Origin of the sequence: Mesorhizobium sp. M0437 (assembly GCF_040321335.1) — a bacterium.
Classification (GTDB): domain Bacteria; phylum Pseudomonadota; class Alphaproteobacteria; order Rhizobiales; family Rhizobiaceae; genus Mesorhizobium.
The window spans coordinates 43,530-63,226 of sequence record NZ_JAMYRK010000024.1 but is presented as its reverse complement, the minus strand read 5'-3'; the positions used below and the strand labels follow the sequence as shown (position 1 = coordinate 63,226).

General features: G+C 62.4%; 21 protein-coding genes. 9 read left to right on the top strand and 12 right to left on the bottom strand.

Annotated features, from left to right (window positions below):
- The first annotated feature begins 107 nt into the window (after positions 1-107).
- Positions 108-572 (top strand): NUDIX hydrolase, encoded by a 465-nt coding sequence (locus tag NKI72_RS17360; protein WP_352501155.1) that lies wholly within the window; start codon positions 108-110, stop codon positions 570-572.
- 54 nt (positions 573-626) lie between these two features.
- Here the strand turns inward: NKI72_RS17360 and NKI72_RS17355 are convergent, their stop codons facing one another.
- Complete coding sequence (locus NKI72_RS17355) at positions 627-1,229, bottom strand: alpha-ketoglutarate-dependent dioxygenase AlkB (protein WP_352473056.1); 603 nt, start codon at positions 1,227-1,229, stop codon at positions 627-629.
- A 111-nt stretch (positions 1,230-1,340) separates the two neighbouring features.
- On the opposite strand from NKI72_RS17355, the gene NKI72_RS17350 reads away from it, so the two are divergent.
- Entirely contained in the window at positions 1,341-1,556 is a 216-nt protein-coding gene (locus tag NKI72_RS17350; protein WP_352473055.1) for a KTSC domain-containing protein, read from the top strand.
- Positions 1,557-1,572: 16 nt separating this feature from the next.
- Here NKI72_RS17350 and NKI72_RS17345 read toward each other — a convergent pair whose 3' ends face one another.
- Together NKI72_RS17345 and NKI72_RS17340 are read right to left on the bottom strand one after the other, a co-directional pair.
- The gene (locus tag NKI72_RS17345; RefSeq protein ID WP_352614274.1) at positions 1,573-2,754 is read right to left on the bottom strand and encodes an acetate/propionate family kinase; all 1,182 of its coding nucleotides are present in this window, start codon (positions 2,752-2,754) and stop codon (positions 1,573-1,575) included.
- The gene (locus tag NKI72_RS17340) at positions 2,754-5,165 is read right to left on the bottom strand and encodes a phosphoketolase family protein (RefSeq protein WP_352834195.1); all 2,412 of its coding nucleotides are present in this window, start codon (positions 5,163-5,165) and stop codon (positions 2,754-2,756) included. Before NKI72_RS17340 ends, NKI72_RS17345 begins: the two co-directional genes overlap by 1 nt.
- Positions 5,166-5,466: 301 nt before the next feature.
- On the opposite strand from NKI72_RS17340, the gene NKI72_RS17335 reads away from it, so the two are divergent.
- Positions 5,467-7,467 (top strand): protein-L-isoaspartate(D-aspartate) O-methyltransferase, encoded by a 2,001-nt coding sequence (locus NKI72_RS17335; protein WP_352614276.1) that lies wholly within the window; start codon positions 5,467-5,469, stop codon positions 7,465-7,467.
- 48 nt (positions 7,468-7,515) lie between these two features.
- A complete protein-coding gene (locus tag NKI72_RS17330) occupies positions 7,516-7,761 on the top strand; it encodes a hypothetical protein (RefSeq protein ID WP_023720508.1) in 246 nt (81 codons plus the stop codon).
- Between the two features lie 117 nt (positions 7,762-7,878).
- On the opposite strand, the gene NKI72_RS17325 is transcribed toward NKI72_RS17330, so the two are convergent.
- The 4 genes from NKI72_RS17325 to NKI72_RS17310 form a co-directional block, all read right to left on the bottom strand.
- Positions 7,879-8,370 (bottom strand): DUF1772 domain-containing protein, encoded by a 492-nt coding sequence (locus tag NKI72_RS17325; RefSeq protein WP_352614277.1) that lies wholly within the window; start codon positions 8,368-8,370, stop codon positions 7,879-7,881.
- Positions 8,371-8,472: 102 nt separating this feature from the next.
- Positions 8,473-10,011, bottom strand: a complete 1,539-nt coding sequence (locus NKI72_RS17320) for a SpoVR family protein (protein ID WP_352473050.1) — start codon at positions 10,009-10,011, stop codon at positions 8,473-8,475.
- A complete protein-coding gene (locus tag NKI72_RS17315; RefSeq protein ID WP_352473049.1) occupies positions 10,011-11,333 on the bottom strand; it encodes a YeaH/YhbH family protein in 1,323 nt (440 codons plus the stop codon). The genes NKI72_RS17320 and NKI72_RS17315 overlap by 1 nt, the downstream gene beginning before the upstream one ends.
- A 19-nt stretch (positions 11,334-11,352) precedes the next feature.
- Positions 11,353-13,302, bottom strand: coding sequence for a PrkA family serine protein kinase (locus tag NKI72_RS17310; RefSeq protein WP_352449545.1), 1,950 nt, complete (start codon positions 13,300-13,302; stop codon positions 11,353-11,355).
- A 270-nt stretch (positions 13,303-13,572) separates the two neighbouring features.
- On the opposite strand from NKI72_RS17310, the gene NKI72_RS17305 reads away from it, so the two are divergent.
- The gene (locus NKI72_RS17305; protein ID WP_292655465.1) at positions 13,573-13,734 is read left to right on the top strand and encodes a hypothetical protein; all 162 of its coding nucleotides are present in this window, start codon (positions 13,573-13,575) and stop codon (positions 13,732-13,734) included.
- 16 nt (positions 13,735-13,750) lie between these two features.
- Here NKI72_RS17305 and ocd read toward each other — a convergent pair whose 3' ends face one another.
- On the bottom strand, positions 13,751-14,821 hold the full coding sequence (gene ocd / locus NKI72_RS17300) for an ornithine cyclodeaminase (protein WP_352834193.1): 1,071 nt from the start codon (positions 14,819-14,821) through the stop codon (positions 13,751-13,753).
- A 3-nt stretch (positions 14,822-14,824) separates the two neighbouring features.
- On the bottom strand, positions 14,825-15,745 hold the full coding sequence (rocF, locus tag NKI72_RS17295) for an arginase (protein ID WP_352473047.1): 921 nt from the start codon (positions 15,743-15,745) through the stop codon (positions 14,825-14,827).
- A gap of 129 nt (positions 15,746-15,874) precedes the next feature.
- Here rocF and NKI72_RS17290 point away from each other — a divergent pair, with 129 nt between their 5' ends.
- A complete protein-coding gene (locus tag NKI72_RS17290; protein ID WP_352449541.1) occupies positions 15,875-16,312 on the top strand; it encodes an Lrp/AsnC family transcriptional regulator in 438 nt (145 codons plus the stop codon).
- A gap of 197 nt (positions 16,313-16,509) precedes the next feature.
- Positions 16,510-16,833 (top strand): hypothetical protein, encoded by a 324-nt coding sequence (locus NKI72_RS17285; RefSeq protein ID WP_352539878.1) that lies wholly within the window; start codon positions 16,510-16,512, stop codon positions 16,831-16,833.
- 39 nt (positions 16,834-16,872) lie between these two features.
- Here the strand turns inward: NKI72_RS17285 and NKI72_RS17280 are convergent, their stop codons facing one another.
- From NKI72_RS17280 to NKI72_RS17270, 3 genes are all read right to left on the bottom strand, one after another.
- The gene (locus NKI72_RS17280; RefSeq protein ID WP_352473044.1) at positions 16,873-17,088 is read right to left on the bottom strand and encodes a hypothetical protein; all 216 of its coding nucleotides are present in this window, start codon (positions 17,086-17,088) and stop codon (positions 16,873-16,875) included.
- Positions 17,089-17,105: 17 nt separating this feature from the next.
- A complete protein-coding gene (locus tag NKI72_RS17275; protein ID WP_352539879.1) occupies positions 17,106-17,477 on the bottom strand; it encodes a SpoIIAA family protein in 372 nt (123 codons plus the stop codon).
- 99 nt (positions 17,478-17,576) lie between these two features.
- On the bottom strand, positions 17,577-18,758 hold the full coding sequence (locus NKI72_RS17270) for a DUF3182 family protein (RefSeq protein WP_352836152.1): 1,182 nt from the start codon (positions 18,756-18,758) through the stop codon (positions 17,577-17,579).
- Positions 18,759-18,926: 168 nt separating this feature from the next.
- Here NKI72_RS17270 and NKI72_RS17265 point away from each other — a divergent pair, with 168 nt between their 5' ends.
- Together NKI72_RS17265 and NKI72_RS17260 are read left to right on the top strand one after the other, a co-directional pair.
- The gene (locus NKI72_RS17265; RefSeq protein ID WP_352836149.1) at positions 18,927-19,394 is read left to right on the top strand and encodes a YbhB/YbcL family Raf kinase inhibitor-like protein; all 468 of its coding nucleotides are present in this window, start codon (positions 18,927-18,929) and stop codon (positions 19,392-19,394) included.
- A gap of 46 nt (positions 19,395-19,440) precedes the next feature.
- Positions 19,441-19,638 (top strand): hypothetical protein, encoded by a 198-nt coding sequence (locus NKI72_RS17260; protein ID WP_352836147.1) that lies wholly within the window; start codon positions 19,441-19,443, stop codon positions 19,636-19,638.
- Positions 19,639-19,697: the final 59 nt, after the last annotated feature.

The window sequence follows — 19,697 nt, the reverse complement described above, 5'->3', positions numbered from 1 at the left end:
TTTGTCGAACGGACGGAACGGCTGCGAGCCGAAATCGTTCCGCCATGGCAGGCTGTTCCATATGCCGGCCCGGACGTTCGTTTCAGTTTCGTCAGGGGAATAGCGGGATGGCCCAACGCAGCGCAGGATTGCTCATCTTTCGCCGAAGGGAAGGACATCTCCAGGTCTTGCTGGTGCATCCGGGCGGACCATTCTGGGCGAAGAAGGACGACGGCGCATGGTCGATCCCGAAGGGCTTGGTCGACGAGAACGAGGACGACCTGGCGGCAGCAAAACGCGAGGCCGAAGAGGAGCTAGGCGTCGCCATCGATGGCGTTTTCGAACACCTTGGCAGCTACAGGCAGCCGGGCGGCAAGCTCGTCATCGCATGGTGCGTCGAGGCGGATTTCGACAGCGACGCCATCAACAGCAACACCTTCGTCATGGAATGGCCGCCAAGGTCCGGCTCGATGAAGGAATTTGCCGAAGTCGACAGAGCGGGCTGGTTCTCCCTGCCTGAAGCCAACCTCAAGATCCTGAAAGGCCAGCGCGCCATGCTGGCGGAGTTTGCCGGTCGGCATGGCGACGGATGAATTTGTTTCAGCCCAGTTCTTAAGGGCAGTGCTCGGGCTTGCTCCCGCTCTGCTTTAAGCGCGTTGCGGCCGCAGCGTGCGCAACGTGATCGAATAGCGGTGCTCGGCAACCGGCGGAATGCTGTGCTCCCATTCGTTGCGCGCAGCACCCGTCATCAGATAGGCCGATCTTGGATCGACGGTGACCGTCTTGCGGTCCCATCGCGTGCCGTTTTTCCGGCGCAGGCGGAAGCTGCAGGCGGCCAGCAGCGAAACGCCGGCGACCGCCTCGAAATGAGGCTTGTCGCGGTGCCAGCCGATACCGGCGCCCGGCCGGTACTCGTTGATCAGCACCTGCACGAAGGTTTCGGCGGGCAAGCGGGCAAAGGCTGCAACCTTTTCCCTGAGCGGCAGCAGAAAGCCGGGTATCGGCGGTGCCTCGACGACTTCGCCCCGGTCGTAATCATAACGCTGCCCAAAACCGACCACCCGCCGGTTTGCCAGATGGCCATAGAAGTCGAAGGGCTGAAAAGGCAGGGTTGCGAGCTGGCTCGCCAACGCTGCCTCCTCGTCCGGCGTGATCAGTTCGGGCTGGTAGCGGAATCCTTCCGGCAGGTCGTCGGCGGCGGCAAAGAGATCGCCCTGGCGGGCTGCAGCCGATGTCTTGAGCGGTGGCATCAACCGTATTTGGTGAAGCCGGCCCGTAGCGGCAAGGCTACTTCGGCAGGAAGGAACCTCGCTCTCCGTGCAGGGTTATTCACACGACGGCGTGGATTGGACCTGTTGAGAATGCCTTCAACTGCGATCAGAAGCATCGATTACCAGCCGGCGACGAGGGTACTCTCCGTATGGTTCGTCCCGAGCGGAAACCGCTATGATTACGAGGACGTGCCGCCGCAGGTCCACGCGGCATTCCGCAAAGCCTCGTCGAAGGGCCGGTTCTTCAACGCGCATATTCGCGACCGGTACAAATACCATCTGGTCGAGCAGAGCCATTCGAGCTGAGCCGAGGCCATCCGCCTCAGCCGGGCCCCTCCATCACCTTGCGCGTGTGGCGGGCGATCACACCTTCCTCGTCGGTCGCGACGATGCGGACTTCCACTTTGCTCTCCGCCTGGCTCATCAGCGCGGCATGAGAGCTGTTGGCGGCCTCGTCGATCGCCACGCCGAGCCAGTCAAGCCTGTCGCAAATCGCTTTACGGGCCGTGGCCGAGTGCTCGCCGATGCCGCCGGTGAACACCAGGCATTCCAGCCCGCCCAGCGTGTTGGCGAGGGCGGCAACTTCCCTGGCGGCGCGGAAGGCGAAAAGCTCCACCGCTTCGCGGGCCCGGCGGTCGTCGCTGGCCTCCAGCGTGCGCATGTCGCCGGAAATGCCGGACACGCCGAGCAGGCCGGATTCCTCGTAGAGCATGTCTTGCAGCGCCTCTCCGGAAACGCCTCTTTCCAGCAGCAGGTACAAAAGCACGCCCGGATCGATGGCGCCGCAGCGTGTGCCCATGACCAGGCCATCAAGCGCCGAAAAGCCCATCGTCGTATCGACGCTTCGCCCGTCGCGCATGGCGCACAGGCTCGCCCCGTTGCCGAGATGGGCGACGATGGTTCTTTTCGCCGCCAGATCGGGCGATATCTGCTTGAGCCGGCCGGCAACATATTCGTAGGAAAGCCCGTGAAAGCCGTAGCGGTGGATGCCGTCCGCCTCGTAGCGGCGCGGCAGCGCAAAACGGCTGACCAGAGGCTCGATGGTCCGATGGAAGGCCGTGTCGAAGCATCCGACCTGCGGCAGGTCGGGCCGCAGCGCGGCAAGCGCCCGGATTGGTGCGAGGCTGCGTGGCTGGTGCAATGGCGCAAGCGGGGTCAGCCTGTCGAGAGCCTCGATAACTGTCGGCGTCAGGCGGACAGGTTCGACGAACTCGCGTCCGCCATGGACGATGCGATGGCCGGCGGCGATCAACTTCCTTCCGCCAAGTTCGTTCTCGATCCACTGCAGCATCTGGCCGAGGCCCATGTCGCGTGATGCGTCCGCGGTAAGTGGCCGATCGCACTGCAGCTCCCCATCGGCGGCTTTCGCGGTCAGCCTTGGCGCATCGCCCAGATCCAGCGAACCGCGCGAGGCAAGATCCGGCTCGGCGGACGCTGCAAGGTCGTAAAGTCCGAACTTGATGCTGGACGAGCCGGCATTCAACGCAAGGATCGATCGTCGCATCAATCGCCGGCCCTCGTCGCGCCGTCCTGCGGCCAGGACCATTTCTGGATCTCGGGCATGTCCTCGCCATGTTCGCGGACATAGGCCGTATGCTCAGCCAATTTCCCATGCAGCGCCGCGGCAAGCTCCTTCGCCCGCTCGGCCAGCCCCGGCACGCGCGCGATCGCAGCGAGCGCCAGATGATAGCGGTCGAGCTGGTTGAGCACGACCATGTCGAACGGCGTCGTCGTCGTGCCTTCCTCGCGAAAGCCGTGCACATGCATGTTGTCGTGATTGGCGCGCCGGTAGGTCAGACGGTGAATGAGATAGGGGTAGCCGTGATAGGCGAAGATGACCGGCTTGGCCCTGGTGAACAGTGCGTCGAATCTGTCGTCGGCAAAGCCATGCGGATGCTCGGAATTCGACTGCAAGATCATCAGGTCGACGACATTGACGACGCGGATCTTCAGGTCCGGAATGCCCGAGCGCAGGATGTCGGCTGCGGCAAGCGCCTCCAGTGTCGGCACGTCGCCGGCGCAAGCCAGGACCACATCCGGTTCTTCGCCCTTGGCAACCGTCCCGGCCCATTCCCAGATGCCGGCGCCGGCCTGGCAGTGCGCTTCCGCGTCCTCGGCCGACAGCCATTGCGGCGCCGGCTGCTTGCCGGCGACGATGACGTTGATGCGGTTGTAGGTTTTCAGGCAATGGTCGGTGATCCACAGCAGCGTGTTGGCGTCGGGCGGGAAATAGAGCCTGACCGTGTCGGCCTTCTTGTTGGCGACGAAATCGGCAAAGCCCGGGTCCTGATGGCTGAAGCCGTTATGATCCTGCCGCCAGACATGCGAGGTCAGCAGGTAGTTGAGTGAGGCGATCGGCTTGCGCCAGGCAAGCTCGCCGGAGGTCTTCAGCCATTTGGCATGTTGGTTGACCATGGAATCGACGATGTGGACGAACGCCTCATAGCACGAGAACAGGCCATGGCGGCCGGTCAGCAGATAGCCCTCCAGCCAGCCTTGGCAAAGATGCTCGCTGAGCACTTCCATGACGCGACCGTCACGGGAAAGATGGACGTCGTAGGGCTCGATCCGCTCCATCCAGACCCGGTCCGTAACCTCGAACACGTCGTCGAGGCGGTTGGAGGACGTCTCGTCCGGTCCCATCAGCCGGAAATTCCTGGCATCGGCGTTCAAGCGGATCACGTCGCGAAGATAGCTTCCCACGGTCCGCGTCGCCTCTCCGACAGCGCCGCCGGGACGCTGTACGTCGAGCGCCAGGCCTCTCCACTCGGGCAGCACCAGGTCCTGTTTCAGCAGGCCGCCATTGGCGTAGGGGATTGCGCCCATTCGTCTTGGTCCTGTTGGCGCTAGCGCCGCGAGCTCCGCCAGGAGATGGCCGCCTTTGTCGAACAGTTTTTCCGGCTCGTAACTGCGCATCCAGTCTTCCAGGATCTGGCGGTGCGCCGCATCGCCGCGTGCATTCGACACCGGCACCTGGTGCGAACGCCAGAAATCCTCGACTCGTCTGCCGTCGACCTCTTTCGGCCCGGTCCAGCCCTTTGGGCTGCGCAGCACGATCATCGGCCACAGCGGCCGGTCTCCCTTCCAGCCCGCGGCTCGTGCCGGCTCCTGGATGGAGTGGACCCGGTCGAGCACCGTATCGAGCGTGCGGGCCATCTCGCGATGCATCGCGGCAGGTTCATGACCTTCGACAAAAAAGATTTCGTAGCCATAGCCGAGGAACAGGCTGCGCAACGCCTCGTCTTCCATGCGGCCGAGGATCGTCGGGTTGGCGATCTTGTAGCCGTTGAGATGCAGGATCGGCAGGACGGCACCATCGGATGCCGGGTTCAGGAACTTGTTGGAATGCCAGGCCGCGGCGAGCGGGCCGGTCTCGGCTTCGCCGTCGCCGACGACGCAGGCAACGACAAGGTTTGGATTGTCGAAGGCGGCGCCGAAGGCATGGACCAGCGCATAGCCGAGTTCTCCGCCTTCGTGGATCGAGCCGGGCGTCTCCGGAGCGGCGTGGCTCGGCACTCCGCCGGGAAACGAGAATTGCCGGAACAGCTTTCGCAGGCCGTCTTCGTCCCCGCCGACCTCGGGATAGATTTCGCTGTAGGTGCCCTCGAGCCAGGTGTTCGCGACCATTGCCGGGCCGCCGTGACCCGGACCGCAGATGAACAGGACATCGAGACCACGTTCACGGATGATCCGGTTCAGATGCACATAGATGAAATTGAGGCCGGGCGTCGTGCCCCAATGGCCGAGCAGCCGCGGCTTGATGTGCTCGGGCCGCAAGGGCTCGCGCAAGAGCGGATTGTCGAGCAGATAGATCTGGCCAACCGAGATGTAGTTCGCGGCGCGCCAGTAGCGGTCCATCAGATCGATCTGGTCAAGGCCGGTTGTATGCGCAGCGGTGCGGGCCTCGTCGTTCATGGAAATGCCTCCGGAATACCCTCGTCCGTCGTTATCTGGAGTGGCGTCGCGTCGGAGAAAGGATTTGCCTCGAAATAAGTTTGGGCGGCGCGGCCGGCGCCCGCTTGTCGATCCTGCAACGCGCCTCGCCAGACAAAAGCGGGTCGGTCTTTTGGGGAACCTCGGGGCTTGCCAACGGTTAGGAAGATGCACCGCATTGCTTGAATCCAAGGGGACCGCCGAGGCCCTGAGATATGAGCCGGCCGAAGTGCCGTTGAGTAGCTTGGGCGATTGCAGCGGAAGCCCTAGGAGGAGCAGAAAGATGCTCGATCTCTCCCATGCCCGCAACCAAATGGTCGATATCCACCTGAGCCGCCGTGGCATTCGCGACCGCAATGTCCTTCTAGCGATGCGCGAGGTCCCGCGCGAGGCTTTCGTCGAGCCTGGTTTCGAAGAATTCGCCTATGAGGACGGGCCGCTGCCGATCGCCGAAGGTCAGACGATATCGCAGCCCTATATCGTTGCGTTCATGATCGAAATGGCGGAGGTCGGAGCCGGTGACCACGTCCTCGAGGTCGGCACCGGATCAGGCTATGCGGCTGCCGTGATGAGCCGTATCGTCGAACGCGTCTACACGATCGAGCGCCACGCCGCGTTAGCTGAAACGGCGAGGCAACGGTTCAAAAAGCTCGGCTACGATAATATCGAAGTCCGCACCGGCGATGGCACCAAGGGCTGGCCAGAGGCGGCACCCTTCGATGCGATCCTGGTTGCGGCCGCCGGACCCGGCGCACCTCTCGCTCTGCAGGAACAGCTCGACGTCGCCGGCCGGCTTGTCATCCCGGTCGGCGACGAATTCGACTCGCAGCGTCTGCTCAAGGTCACCCGGACCGGCGCAGCAACTTACACCGAGGAGGATTTCGGCGGCGTGCGGTTTGTTCCGCTGATCGGCGAGCAAGGTTGGGGCGAGCCAGGCAGCGACAGCCAGATAGCGGCCGAGCTTCCGCACCGGCATCAGCGCAGGAGCAGCCTGCCGCAGATGATCGCGGCCGCCGCCGAGCCGCTTCCGGATTTCGACGATCCGGCCTTCGGTGCGCTGTTCGACCGGTTTGCCGACCGCCGCGTCGTCTTGCTCGGCGAAGCCAGCCACGGCACGTCGGAGTTCTACCGCGCGCGCGCCGCGATCACTCGCAGGCTGATCGAGAAGCATGGCTTCACCATCGTCGCGGTCGAGGCCGACTGGCCCGATGCCGCGGCGATCGACCGTTATGTCCGCCATCGGCCGCGGCGGCCGGGCGCCGCGCCGCCGTTCCAGCGCTTTCCCACCTGGATGTGGCGCAACACCGACGTCGCGGCGTTCGTCGACTGGATGCGAGTGCGTAATGAGCGGATCAGCAAATCCTCCCGGCGGGCCGGATTCTATGGCCTGGACATCTACAATATGGGCGGATCGATTGCGGCGGTCCTGCAATATCTCGACCGGGTCGATCCGCAGGCGGCGAGGATCGCGCGCGAACGCTATGGCTGCCTGACGCCGTGGCAGAACGACCCGGCCACCTATGGCCGTGTCGCACTCACCTCCGGTTACCAGAAATGCGAGAAGGCCGTGCTCGAGCAATGCCGGGAACTGCTTTCCAGAGAGCTCGACTATGCGCAGCAGGACGGTATCGATTTCCTCGACGCCACCCAGAACGCCCGCCTGGTCGCCTCCGCCGAGCGTTATTACCGCACCATGTATTATGGCGGCGCGCAATCCTGGAACCTGCGCGACACCCACATGTTCGAAACGCTGGAGCACCTGCTGCAGGCCCGCGGCCCGAATGCCAAGGCGGTGGTGTGGGCACATAATTCCCATATCGGCGATGCCCGCTATACCGAAATGGGGATCGTCAGGGACGAACTGAATATCGGCCAGCTCTGCCGCCAGCGTTTTGGCGACGAGGTTGCCTTGATCGGGCTCAGTACGCATTCCGGGACGGTGGCCGCCGCCACCGACTGGGACGGCGACATGGAAGTGAAACCGGTTCGGCCTTCCCACAACGACAGCTATGAGCGGCTTTGCCACGACAGCGGCGTCTCGCCTTTCCTGCTCGATTTCGAGCGCGACGACACGCTGCGCGAACGGCTTCTGGAGCGCCGGCTGGAACGCTTTATCGGCGTCATCTACCGGCCCGAAACCGAGCTCCACAGCCATTATGCGGACGCCTCGCTCGCCCGCCAGTTCGATGCTTTCGTCTGGTTCGATGAAACCAGTGCCGTGACGCCGCTTGGGCCGGAACATGCGGGGACAGGCCTTCCCGAGACCTATCCTTTCGGGCTGTAGCGAATTTGGACCTTGGGAAAGCGGAAAATCAAAAGAAGGAGGTCACCGATGGCCGGAAAAAAGACTCATGAGCAGCAATTGCGCATCATCGAAGAGCGCGAGAACACGAAAAACGCCGGCAAGGATTTCGACGCGGAAGCGGATTTGAAAAAGACCAGGCAAGAGCGCGAGGCGTTCCGGCGCGGTGCCGAGCTCAGATCGGACCCGAAGGATATTGCCGATCCCGACGATCGCAACATCATCCGCGGCGAGCACCAGGAAAGCGCCCACAACAAGCATCGCGCCGACCGCTGAACGGCCGGATCGCTTGACGTTAAGACAATACGGCGCCGGGTCCGTTCCCTGATCTGACGGATGCAGCGTTCGTGGCCGCAAAATTGGCGGACGAGGGCGCCGTCTCGATCCCTGGGGCTATTCGGCAAAAAATGTCGCGGCGACAGCAATTGAGACGAGGCTCAGCATCGCCAGGCCTGCCCTGGCGACATGCGAAGCCTCCCAGACGCTGCGCAAATCTCTCCAGTCGCCGGTCTGCTTTCGAGAGAACATTGAAAAGAACGTCGCGGCGGATTTCGGCAGGGCAGTGTCTTGCACCCAGAAATTATTGACGGGGTGCGTGACCAACCAATAGGTCGCGTGCTCCGCCAGCAGGAAGACAAGCGCCGCCAAGGTCCACCAGAATCGGGCGCTTGGATAGGGCGTCAGGTAAAGCAGGACGGCGAGTGCAATGATGCCGCCGATCTCGGCGAACCCGCCGATCGTGAAGCCGGGATAGTAGATCGCCTGCACTGATCTGTAGGTGGCCTCCTTGAGGCGCAACTTGCCGGGCAATTCCAGAGCGTGCGCGAGCGAGAGCGCCATCGACACGGCGACCAACAGAAGCGTGGCGATCGTCAATGCGCGCATGTTCCTGCTCCCGACCATGCCCTCGTGGTGCGCGCGTAGATAGGGTGGTTGGTGATCCGGTAAAGGCAACGACACCCGACTTCGCCGGCAAGTCCGGTTCGGTCATTCCCCAATCTGGCTGGTCGACCGTTCGTGGACTGTGGCGCCGGTCTGCGCGTCGACCGCGACCATGCTGACCTCGTAGCCCCAGAGCTTGCGGATATGCCGCAGTGTGGCGTCGCGGCTGCCGCCTTCCAGCACTATGCCGTCCTTGACCTTATGCTGCAGGCGCAGATGCCGGTCGCCGAGCAGGTCCACGTCCACCACCTGGATGTCCGGCCGGCTGGCGCCGATATCGTAGCTGTGGGCGAGTGCGGCGCGGATGCTCTCGTAGCCGCGCTCATTGTGTATCGAGGCGACTTCGTAGTGCGGATCGTTGGCCGCATCGGCAAGCACAAAGAACCGCCATTTCCGGATCAGGGTAGGGCTCAGATACTGGCGGATGAAGGACTCGTCGCGATGGTTGGCCCAGGCGTCCAGCAGGGTCTGGCGCCAGTCGCCATTGCCGGCGATATCGGGAAACCAGTCGCGGTCCTCGGCAGTCGGCGCGGTCGAGATGCGCTGGATGTCCTGCATCATGTCGAGGCCCAGCGCGTAAGGGTTGATACCGGAAAAGCGCGGATCGTCGAAGCCCGGCTGGAAGATCACGTTCGAATGGTTGCGCAGGATCTCCAGCATGGCACCTTCGCCGATCAGGCCGCGGTCGAACAAAAGGTTCATCAGCGTGTAATGCACGAAGGTGGCGCAGCCCTCGTTCATCACCTGCGTTTGGCGCTGCGGATAGAAATACTGCGCGATGACGCGGACAATCCGGATGACCTCACGCTGCCACGGTTCCAGGATCAGGCTGTTCTTCTCCAGGAAATAAAGCAGGTTTTCCTCGGGCAGCTTGAGCGATTTCTTGCGCTCCGCCATGATGTCCGTCTCGCGGGGCTTGGCGCCGTCCTTCGAAGGCGGCAGCGTGCGCCATAGGTCGTTGTAGGAACGCTCCTCGTATTCCAGGCGCTCGCGAACGCCCTCGCGCTGCTTTTCCGACGACAGCTTCGGCGGCCGGTGATATCTGAACACGCCCTGCTCCATCAGCGCATGTGCGGCATCGAGGATCTCTTCCACCGCATCGACGCCATGCCGCTCCTCGCAGCGGGCAATGTAGCCCTTGGCGAAGTCGAGATAGCTGAGGATGGCGCTGGCGTCCGTCCACTGCTGGAACAGATAATTGTTCTTGAAGAAATGGTTATGGCCGAGTGCCGCGTGCGCCGTCACCAGGGCCTGCAAGGCCATGGTGTTTTCTTCCATCAGATAGACGATGCAGGGATTGGAATTGATGACGAGTTCATAGGCGAGCCCCCGTCCGCCTTTGCGATAGAGCAATTCCTGGTAGAGGTAGTGCTTGCCGAACGACCAGTGCCGGTACATCAGCGGCATGCCGACCGAGGAATAGGCGTCGAGCATCTGTTCGGACGAGATTATCTCCATCTGTACCGGATAGACGTCGAGGTGGAGCTCTTCGGTGGCGATCGCCTCGATGGTCTCGTAGGCGCGCGACAGCGTCCTGAAATCCCAGTCGGAACCGGAAAACAACAACCCGGATCTGCTCGCCATCAGCCCCCTCTTTCACCGCTCTTTTGATAACCCGGCTGTCTGGCGAAGAGCTGGCGGAAAACCGGGTAGATGTCGGCCGCCGTGGCGATGCGGCTCATCTGGAAGTTCGACCACCTCAGCTTGACCGCACTGTAGGCACGCCACAGCGACGTGCCGTTGTCGGTGGCGCCGAAGATGTGGCTCTCGCGCTCGTCGAGGATCTCGACGTAGGCAAAATACTGGCAAAGCCGCATGATCTGTTCGTCGAGCAGGGTGATGCAGCGCTCCGAATCGGTGACGAAATTGTCGCCGTCCGAGGCCTGGGCGACATAGATGTTCCATTCGCGGCTGGGATAGCGCTGCTCGACGATGCGGTGCATCTCCTCGAGCGCCGTGGAAACCACCGTGCCGCCGCTCTGGGTGTTGTAGAAAAAGGTCTCCTCGTCCACCTCCTGCGCCTCGTGCGTGTGGCGGATGAAGACCACCTCGGTCCGGTCGTAGCGCCGTTTCAGGAACAGGTGCAGCAGCACGAAGAAGCGCTTGGCCAGATCCTTCTCGCGTTCGCCCATCGAGCCGGACACGTCCATCAGGCAGAACATCACCGCATTGGCATTCGGCACCGGCTGGGCGTCGAAGCGGTTGAAGCGGATGTCGACCGGGTCGACATAGGCGATTCGCTTGCGGCGGCGCTCCAGTCGCTCAAGCTCTTCCTGCAGCGCCACGATGCGCTGGCGCCTCTCGGCGTTCTGCGGCTTCGCCTCCAGCGACGTGATCTCCTGCGCGATTGCGTCGAGTTCCTCCTGCTTGGGGCGCCTGAGTGCTATGCGGCGGCCATGGCTATTGCGCATTGTGCGCCCGACATTGATGTTGGTCGGCGAGCCGGTCGCGGCGAAGCCGGCCCGGCGCGGCTTGAAAGCGAGGATCTCCTTGAGGTTGAGCTTGACCATGTCCGGCAGTTCGAGGTCTTCGAAAAAGAGGTCGAGAACCTCTTCGCGCGACAGCACGAAACGGAAATCGTCCTCCGATTCGGTTCTTCCCGGGGCTGATCCCATGCCGCCGCCCTGGCCGGGCTTGGGCAGCCGGTCGCCTGGGGTGAAATGCTTGTTGCCGGGCAGGACGTGCTGGCGGCTGCCGCTGTTCCTGGCATCGTTGAAGCTCGGCTCGCCGGTACCCCGCGCTGGCATCGAAACGGCATGCTCGGCGTCCACGTCGGCGATCTTGCCGGCGCGGATCTGATCGCGGATGGTGCGCTTCAACTCTTCGCGCGCCCGCCGCAGGAAACGCTGCCGATTGCCGAGGCTTTTGTCCTTCGGGTTCAGTCGGCGATCAATGAAGATCGGCATATGTTACCCCGGGCTGGCTTCAACCCGCCTTGTTCACCCGCATGTACCAGTCCACCAGCCGGCGGACCTGGCGCTCGGTGTAGCCGCGCTGGATCATCCGCTGCACGAATTCGGTATGCCGCTTCTCCGTCACGCTGTCCTGCTTGGAGCCGAAGCTGATCACTGGCAGCAGGTCCTCGACCTGCCCGAACATCCGCTTCTCGATGACTTCGCGCAGCTTTTCATAGCTTGTCCATGACGGGTTGCGGCCATGGTTTCTGGCCCGCGCGCGCAGCGTGAACTTCACCACTTCGTTGCGGAAGTCCTTGGGATTGGCGATGCCGGCCGGCTTTTCGACCTGCGACAATTCGTTGTCCAAGACCTCGCGATTGAGGATCTGGCCGGTATCGGTATCCTTGTAGTCCTGATCCTCGATCCAGGCATCGGCGTAGGCGATATAGCGGTCGAACAGGTTCTGGCCGTATTCGCTGTAGGATTCCAGATAGGCCTTCTGGATCTCGTGGCCGATGAACTCGGCATAACGGGTGGCCAGCTCCGACTTTATGAAATCGAGATAGTCCGCCTCGGTCTCCTTCGGGAACTGCTCGCGCTTGATCGCCTCTTCAAGGATGTACATCAGATGCACCGGATCGGCCGCCACCTCTTCGGTGTCGTAATTGAAGGTCTGCGACAGGATCTTGAAGGCGAAGCGGGTGCTGACGCCGGTCATGCCTTCGTCGACGCCGGCGGCGTTTCGGTATTCCTGGACCGACTTCGCCTTGGGATCGGTTTCCTTGAGGTTCTCGCCGTCATAGACGCGCATCTTGGTGTAGAGCGGCGAATTGTCGTGTTCGGCCAGGCGGGTCGAGACGGTGAACCGGCTGAGGATATCGAGCACTTCCGGAGCGCAGGGGCTGTTAGCCAATTCGCTTTCGCGCAACAGCTTCTCGTAGATCTGCCGCTCTTCGGTGACGCGCAGGCAATACGGCACCTTGACCACCAGGATGCGGTCGAGGAACGCCTCGTTGTTCTTGTTGTTCTTGAACTGCAGCCATTCCGATTCGTTGGAATGGGCAACGATGATGCCCTGATAGGGGAAAGCGCCGAAATTCTCGGTGCCGTTGTAGCTGCCTTCCTGGGTGGCGGTCAGCAGCGGATGCAGCACCTTGATTGGCGCCTTGAACATCTCGACGAATTCGAGCAGCCCTTGCGTCGTCCGGTTCAGCCCGCCGCTATAGGAGTAGGCGTCCGGATCGGACTGGCTGAAGTTTTCCAGCTGCCTGATGTCGACCTTGCCGACCAGGGCCGAAACGTCCTGGTTGTTCTCGTCGCCCGGCTCGGTCTTGGCAATGCCGATCTGGCGCAGCCTGGACGGCATCAGCTTGACGACGCTGAATTTGGAGATGTCGCCGGACAATTCGTCGAGGCGCTTGGCCGCCCAGGGCGAGATCAGGCCGTTCAGCCGCCGTCGGGCGATGCCGTATTTGTCCTCCAAAAGGTCGCCCATGCGGTCGGGGTCGAACAGCCCGAGCGGCGATTCGAAGACCGGGCTGACCTGGCCGCCGACCTTCAGCGTATAGATCGGACGCTGCTCCATCAGCCTTTTCAGCTGCTCCGCAAGCGAGGACTTGCCGCCGCCGACCGGGCCAAGCAGATAGAGGATCTGCTTGCGTTCCTCGAGCCCTTGCGAGGCATAGCGGAAATAACCGGCGATACGCTCGATCGTATCCTCCATGCCGTAAAAGTCGGCGAAGGTTGGATAGATCTTGATCGTCCGGTTCGAAAAAATACGGCCGAGCCGCTCGTCCTTGCTGGTATCGACAAAGGTCGGCTCGCCGATCGCCTCGACCATCCGTTCGGGTGCCGAGGCGTACATCGACTTGTCCTCGCGGCAGGCAAGCAGATATTGCTGGAGGCTTATCTCCTCCTGAGCCGCATTCTTGTAAACCTCGGAAAACAGATCGAAGACGTCGGATTGATTCTCACGCATGGTATTCCTAGCCCCGGAGCCGGTGTGGCTGCACGTTTGTCTCTTGAACAACCAAATGTCAGAAAGCCCTTGTGGTTCCCTTCACTTCGCAGAGAGTGCATGTGATCGAAGGATAAGAGTCTAGATAAGGACATCCTGAGTGCAGACAAGGCGTGCAACGTCCTGACCGAGGCATAAAATCCTGAATTGCACCGCGCCCCGCTGACGACTCCCAACAAGACGGAGGAACGGTTCGGGTCCTTCCCGGTTGTGAGGGAAAGGAGACGGTCGATGTCTGGGAATAGTTTGTGGTTGCTCGTTGTTGCAGGCGGTCCACTGCTGCTGGCAATCCTGATCGCCTACGCCCTGCTCACGCAGCGCCGTCGCGGCCCGGCGGAGCGCAGGGAAAGCGAGCGCGCCACCGAGCGCCTGTATCAGGAAAAGAAGGACTGACCGACAGGATCGCAGCTCAGCTGCCGGCGGCCGCCAGCCCGGTCGCTTTTTCGGCGCGCAGCAGCATGCCAAACAGGTCACGCGGCTCATCGGGATCGGCCAGAAGGTCTAGTTCCTCGTAAAGGCCGGTCCGCTGAAGCTGATCGCGAACGTAACGCAACGCGGAAAAATCCTCGATCGCAAAGCCGACGGAATCAAACAATGTGATCTGTCGGGCGTCCGTCCGGCCTGCTGCCTTTCCTGTCATCACCTGCCACAATTCGGTGACCGGATGATCCGCATCGAGCTGCTGGCTCTCGCCTTCGATGCGCGTCTGCGGCGGGTATTCGACGAAAATATCCGAGCGCAGCAGAATGTCGCGATGCAGCTCGGTCTTGCCCGGGCAATCGCCGCCTACCGCATTGATGTGCACGCCGGATCCCACCATGTTGTCGGTCAGGATTGTTGCCGACCGCTTGTCGGCGGTAACCGTGGTGATGATCTCTGCACCCTCAACGGCCTCCTGCGCCGACGCGCAGAGCTTGATGTCGAAGCCCAGGCCGCCGGCAAGGTTCTTCATGCATTTGGTCGAGGCCGCCGGGTCGATATCGTAGAGACGCAGCCTGTCGACGCCAAGCAGCGCCTTGAAGGCAATGGCCTGGAATTCCGATTGCGCGCCATTGCCGATGATCGCCATGCAACTGGCGGCCTCTGGAGCGAGGTATTTCGCCGCGACGGCCGAGCTTGCGGCGGTTCTGAGCGCCGTCAGGATGGTCATTTCCGAAAGCAGCATCGGATAGCCGTTGCCGACATCGGCAAGCACGCCGAAAGCGGTCACGGTCTGGCGGCCGTCACGCGTGTTCTTCGGATGCCCGTTGACGTATTTGAAGCCGTAAAGCTGCCCGTCGCTGGTCGGCATCAGCTCGATGACGCCGTCAATGCTGTGCGAGGCGACGCGCGGCGTCTTGTCGAACAGCTCCCAGCGCCTGAAATCCTCTTCGATATAGGCGGCAAGCTCGACCAGAAAGCGCTCGATGCCGATGGCAAGCACCAGCTTCATCATGCGGTCGACGCTGACGAACGGGACGATGTTCAAATTGACGGTCATGGCTCAGAACCCCCTCGTCGGGCGGTCCATGATCCGCCGGCCCATCAGGCTTGCGGTCAGGTCAACCAAAAGCGTGGCGGTGCGGCCGCGCTCGTCAAGAAATGGGTTGAGCTCGACCAGGTCGAGACTGGTGACGAGGCCGCTGTCATGTAGCATTTCCATCGCCAGATGCGCCTCGCGGAAGGTGGCGCCGCCGGGAACGGTGGTGCCCACCGCCGGGGCGATCGACGGGTCGAGAAAATCGACGTCGAGGCTGACATGGAGCATGCCATTGGCGGCGCTCACCCGTTCGAGAAAGGCGCGAAGCAGTTGCGCTATGCCGTGCTCGTCGATCGAACGCATGTCGTGGACCGTCACGCCGGCTCTGCGCAATGCATCCCGTTCCGCCAGGTCCACGCTGCGGATCCCCAGCGCGCATATGCAAGCCGGCTCCACCTGTGCTGCAAGCCGGGGGAAATAGCCCTCGAAGCCGGGCTGCCCGCTGGCATAGGCCAGCGGCACGCCATGCAGATTGCCGCTGGTCGTCGTGTCGAGCGTATGAAAATCGGGGTGGGCGTCGAGCCACAGCACGAAGAGCGGCCGACCGGCATTCGCCGCGCGGCGGGCTATGCCGGCGAGCGTGCCGGCCGAAATGCTGTGGTCGCCGCCGAGAAAGATCGGCATCGCATCGGCGCTTGCGGCATAGGCAGTTTCGCTGATCGCTGCCGTCCAGGCGGCGATTTCCGGCAGCGCCTTCACCGCCGCGTTGCCGTGTACGACAGGGCGCATATCGGCAGGGACAATCGTTCCGAGGTCGGTCAGCGTATGGCCAAGCTCGGTCAGCGCGCCGGCCAGACCTGCCGTGCGAAGCGCGCTCGGCCCCATCTCGCAGCCCATGCGGCCTGAGCCGGCCTGGATCGGCGCCCCAACGATCGTGCAATGCATTTGTCATACCCCGCCAATTACGATGGCTTTATTGAAGCCGGCATCGCTGGCAGAATGAACATGTCAAATTGGCAAATTTGTCGAAGTGCCTTACCATAGCGGCAGCATCTACTTCCGTTGTGAGCAAACATGGACCGTCTCGATGAGCAGATCATCACCTCTTTGCGGCACGACGCCCGGCGCAGCATTTCCGACCTTGCCGTTAGCCTGGGTGTCTCCCGGGCAACGGTAAGGTCCCGGATCGAGCGACTTGAAAGAGACGGCGTCATCGTCGGCTACACCGTCATTCTACGCGCCGACGCGGTCGATCAGCGGGTGCGTGGCATCATGATGATCGAGATCGAGGGCCATGCCGCCGATCGCGTCATCCGGGCGCTGGGCGGCTTCTCCGAGGTCTCGACCATCCACACCACCAATGGCCGGTGGGACCTGGTGATAGAACTCGGAACCCAGACGCTGAGCGAGTTCGATGCGGTGCTGAGACGTATCCGGCTGATTCCCGGAATTACCGGCAGCGAAACAAGCCTGCTCCTGGCAACGCCGCGCACCACCAAGGCGCGGCTGTGATCTTCGCCCTTGACCTCCAGCGGCAATGAAATCCCAAGCCAGGGAACCTTCAATTGCCGCCGCGGTTAGAGCAATTCCAGGAAAAGTGTGAAACGGTTTTCCGTTCGGAATTGCGTCAAAACAAGAGTGATCGGTTCAGCGTTTCCCCCGATGAACCGTTCTAGGCTCGGACAGCCCTTCTTCGAGGGAGAACAATCATGGCTCACGCCCAGCAGGAACTGGTCGAATTCGTTATCAGCAAAGCGTTCAATCCGGTCATGCGGGCCAAACCAGACGGAAAATCCGATGCCGAACGCAAGACGCTCGAGCACGTCCAGCAAGCCACGAAGACCGAGATCGAGCGCTATCGCCATTACGGCTCGGCCGAGGAGGTCGCGACCAATTTCAAGCGCGACCTGAGCTCAGATGCCGCCAAAAAGTTGCACGCCCAGCTGCGGCGCCTGCATCTGCCGACGATCGAGGATATTCGCGACGAATTTGAGGACAAAGCCCGCAAGCTTGGGGTCAAGGCCTCGTCGTAGATCCGCGACCGGTCCTCGGTGACGTCCGTCAGGCTGTCATCACAAACCGTCCTTGGTCGGAGGCCACCCTGACCGAACCGTCTCGGGGATGTTGTCCGACGTCAGATCGCCCCGATTGAGCTTTTCAATCGCTTCATCGGCTTCGCTTTCGTCGAGACCGGAAAGCGGCAACCCGCCGACCACGACGGCTTCGTCGCTCTCGCTGTCATAGACCTCCCAGAGGCCTTCCGGATCCTGTCGTTTGTCGAACGGCATGGCACTCCCCAACACCGCTATTGTACGCCTGCCACCCATTTCAGGGCCTGGGCTTTTTCGTCCTCCGGGAACACCCGCGCCTCGATTTGCGGAAACAGCGCGTCCGTCATTTCCGTGGCTGCCTTGATCCACTGCTTGTTGGAAATCACGGCGGCACGTTTGAAGCGGTGGACCTCGCCAAGTTTGCTCAGGCCATACTGCAGGTCGCGCCGCAAGGCGCCAGCCGTCATGTCCTCGAAATCGGCAAGATCGGTCAGGACGCCGATGTCCTTGTGGTCGCTCAGTTTCGCTTCGATTGCCGGGATGACTTTGTCGTAGTCGTCCGCCGTCACGGTGCCGGTGACACGAAAGGCGGCGACATTCTGGGGAGCGGCAATCATCTCGATCATTTTTTCCTCCGGTCTCTGACTTGCTGCCTGCCCGAAACAAACTCGGGCCATTGGCGGATGTTCCCTGCCGGAGGCGTGCTTGGCTTCAACCTGACATGGTTAGAACGACGATCGGCCGGCCTCCCCGACCGGCCCTCGGATCGCCTGGGTGACGACGGTATAACGCGTGATTTGACCCTCCTCGGGGTCCTCCCCGTGGAAATGGATCGCTGCGTTCAGCGGCAGGTGGGCAGTGCTGCCAAACTGCTTGACGGCGGAGACATGCACGATCTGCACGTCGGGGTCGCGCTTCATGGCGTCCATCGCCGCAAGCTCGGCGCTGCTGCTGCCACCGATCCGCCAGCTGGCTTCCAGCACTCCCGATCGCCAGATGCCCGAGGAATCGACACCTTGGCCGATGTCGTAGTTGCGCCGTGAGGCAAAGAATCCGGGATAGCCATCCATCGCGGCGTCGTAGATCCTCGCCTGCGCCACAGCCAAACTTAGCGCCGGAGAAAGCTGCAGCCCGTCCAGCGCCTCCCATCCGCCGCGCACGACGACCAGATCGGATCCGCCGTAAACGGGCTGTCCGGCATTGTCGGCCGTCATTCGCTGCACGCCGTAATAGGCGACCGATGTTCCGTCGATCGCCGTTCTGCCAATGCTCAGCGTGACGATATCGCGAAGCTCCGTTTCGAGAACAAGGCCGTATTCCCTCAGGTCGGAGGATGGATATCGTTCCAGCAGCCTTTCGATGTCGGCAACGGTCGCGGCGGTGTGCTGGTCGCGGCCCCGCGAAGCGCGCGGTGGCTTGAACCGGACCAGCCCTAGCTGCAGCAGACGTTCCGCTGCGCGCAGCGCGTCATCGCGTGAAAATGCGGTATAGCCGGGCAGTACGGCCGCGCCGACGGCTCTGCCGAAGCCGGCTGGCCATTCTTTTGGCCGTGCCGCCGACCCGTCCACCAGCTCGTGGGTTATGGCCTTGGTGGTTGCGAGGCGCCAGGGCACCACACCGCCGAAGAGGTCGTCGGGCCCGTTTATGCCCAGTTGGAGCGCATCGACGGCAAGCAGGCTGTCGTCCGGCACGAAATACAGTCGGCGACCGTCACCGCCGCCCTCACTCAGGCCCTCGCGGAAGGCAAAGCCCTTCAACGCCGCAATCGTGCGCGCAACGGCAGCGACGGTTTCCCGCTCGTGGGTATAGATTGTCTCGCCGCCCGGCGCGGAGAATGCGACCACAACACCTTTCGCCCCGCTTGGTTGCTTACCGCTTAGCCCGGTCATGTCGCGCCCTTCGTCCATTGCCGAGCCCATTGCCGTTTCCGCGGCGATGCGTCCGAACCGAAAAACCCGCTTCCTCGGCGAATGTTCCGGCCAACGGCCGGCAATCCGGTTTGACCGGGGCGGCGACCGGAACATCGGCGGCTCGTAGCTGTTTATGAGGGAACGTCAGACAGGGAGATGGAGACCATGGCTTTCACTCTCAAAAGCTCTGCCTTTGCCGATGGCGACAAAATACCGCCGCGCTATTCCCGCGACGGCGGCAACGTCTCGCCACCATTGGAGTGGACGGACGCCCCGCAAGGAACCAAAAGCTTCGTCCTGGCCGTCGAGGACCCCGACGCCCCTTCAGGCACGTTCCGTCATTGGGCGGTCTACAACATCGACGCACAGCGCAACTTTCTTCCCGAAGGCACGACCGCCGGCGCCAAGACCGAGAGCCTCGGACACGGCGTCAACGATTTCGGCAATCCTCATTATGACGGCCCCCAGCCGCCGCCTGGGCATGGGCTCCACCATTACCATTTCCGGCTTCTTGCACTCGACGCCGAGACGCTTCATCTCGGCGAGAAGGCTGCCGTCGACGACGTGCTGAAACAGGCCGAGCCGCACGTCGTGGGAGAGGCCGAGCTCGTCGGCACGTTCGAACGGGCTTGAGGACGCCACGCCACCCCGTCGCCTGGTTCGGCACAAACGGAGAAGCATGATGGACAACAAATCAAACCCTGTCGACCAACCCATATCCGGCAAGAAAGCCAGCGGCAGCGACAAGGCCGAGGCACCGAAGGAAGCAGGCGATCAGGCACGGAAAGCCCAGGAGTGGGGCGGCGGCTCAAAGGCCTCGAAAGGCGCGATATCGCCGAAGGATCGCAAAAATCAAAACTCCAGCCAGCGCAGCTGATACCGGTCCGTCATCCGGCAATGCGTCTGAAGCGGCGGGCAAGGCCGGGCTGGAGGCAC

Coding starts and splice junctions, on each gene's coding strand:
- NKI72_RS17355 (WP_352473056.1), bottom strand. CDS start 1,229: ATGCCACCGCTCAAGACATCGGCTGCAGCCCGCCAGGGCGATCTCTTT.
- NKI72_RS17270 (WP_352836152.1), bottom strand. CDS start 18,758: ATGGACGAAGGGCGCGACATGACCGGGCTAAGCGGTAAGCAACCAAGC.
- NKI72_RS17290 (WP_352449541.1), top strand. CDS start 15,875: ATGGACCGTCTCGATGAGCAGATCATCACCTCTTTGCGGCACGACGCC.
- NKI72_RS17325 (WP_352614277.1), bottom strand. CDS start 8,370: ATGCGCGCATTGACGATCGCCACGCTTCTGTTGGTCGCCGTGTCGATG.
- NKI72_RS17305 (WP_292655465.1), top strand. CDS start 13,573: ATGTCTGGGAATAGTTTGTGGTTGCTCGTTGTTGCAGGCGGTCCACTG.
- NKI72_RS17360 (WP_352501155.1), top strand. CDS start 108: ATGGCCCAACGCAGCGCAGGATTGCTCATCTTTCGCCGAAGGGAAGGA.
- NKI72_RS17280 (WP_352473044.1), bottom strand. CDS start 17,088: ATGCCGTTCGACAAACGACAGGATCCGGAAGGCCTCTGGGAGGTCTAT.
- NKI72_RS17260 (WP_352836147.1), top strand. CDS start 19,441: ATGATGGACAACAAATCAAACCCTGTCGACCAACCCATATCCGGCAAG.
- NKI72_RS17275 (WP_352539879.1), bottom strand. CDS start 17,477: ATGATCGAGATGATTGCCGCTCCCCAGAATGTCGCCGCCTTTCGTGTC.
- NKI72_RS17265 (WP_352836149.1), top strand. CDS start 18,927: ATGGCTTTCACTCTCAAAAGCTCTGCCTTTGCCGATGGCGACAAAATA.
- NKI72_RS17310 (WP_352449545.1), bottom strand. CDS start 13,302: ATGCGTGAGAATCAATCCGACGTCTTCGATCTGTTTTCCGAGGTTTAC.
- ocd (WP_352834193.1), bottom strand. CDS start 14,821: ATGACCGTCAATTTGAACATCGTCCCGTTCGTCAGCGTCGACCGCATG.
- NKI72_RS17335 (WP_352614276.1), top strand. CDS start 5,467: ATGCTCGATCTCTCCCATGCCCGCAACCAAATGGTCGATATCCACCTG.
- NKI72_RS17330 (WP_023720508.1), top strand. CDS start 7,516: ATGGCCGGAAAAAAGACTCATGAGCAGCAATTGCGCATCATCGAAGAG.
- NKI72_RS17345 (WP_352614274.1), bottom strand. CDS start 2,754: ATGCGACGATCGATCCTTGCGTTGAATGCCGGCTCGTCCAGCATCAAG.
- NKI72_RS17285 (WP_352539878.1), top strand. CDS start 16,510: ATGGCTCACGCCCAGCAGGAACTGGTCGAATTCGTTATCAGCAAAGCG.
- rocF (WP_352473047.1), bottom strand. CDS start 15,745: ATGCATTGCACGATCGTTGGGGCGCCGATCCAGGCCGGCTCAGGCCGC.
- NKI72_RS17340 (WP_352834195.1), bottom strand. CDS start 5,165: ATGAACGACGAGGCCCGCACCGCTGCGCATACAACCGGCCTTGACCAG.
- NKI72_RS17315 (WP_352473049.1), bottom strand. CDS start 11,333: ATGCCGATCTTCATTGATCGCCGACTGAACCCGAAGGACAAAAGCCTC.
- NKI72_RS17320 (WP_352473050.1), bottom strand. CDS start 10,011: ATGGCGAGCAGATCCGGGTTGTTGTTTTCCGGTTCCGACTGGGATTTC.
- NKI72_RS17350 (WP_352473055.1), top strand. CDS start 1,341: ATGCCTTCAACTGCGATCAGAAGCATCGATTACCAGCCGGCGACGAGG.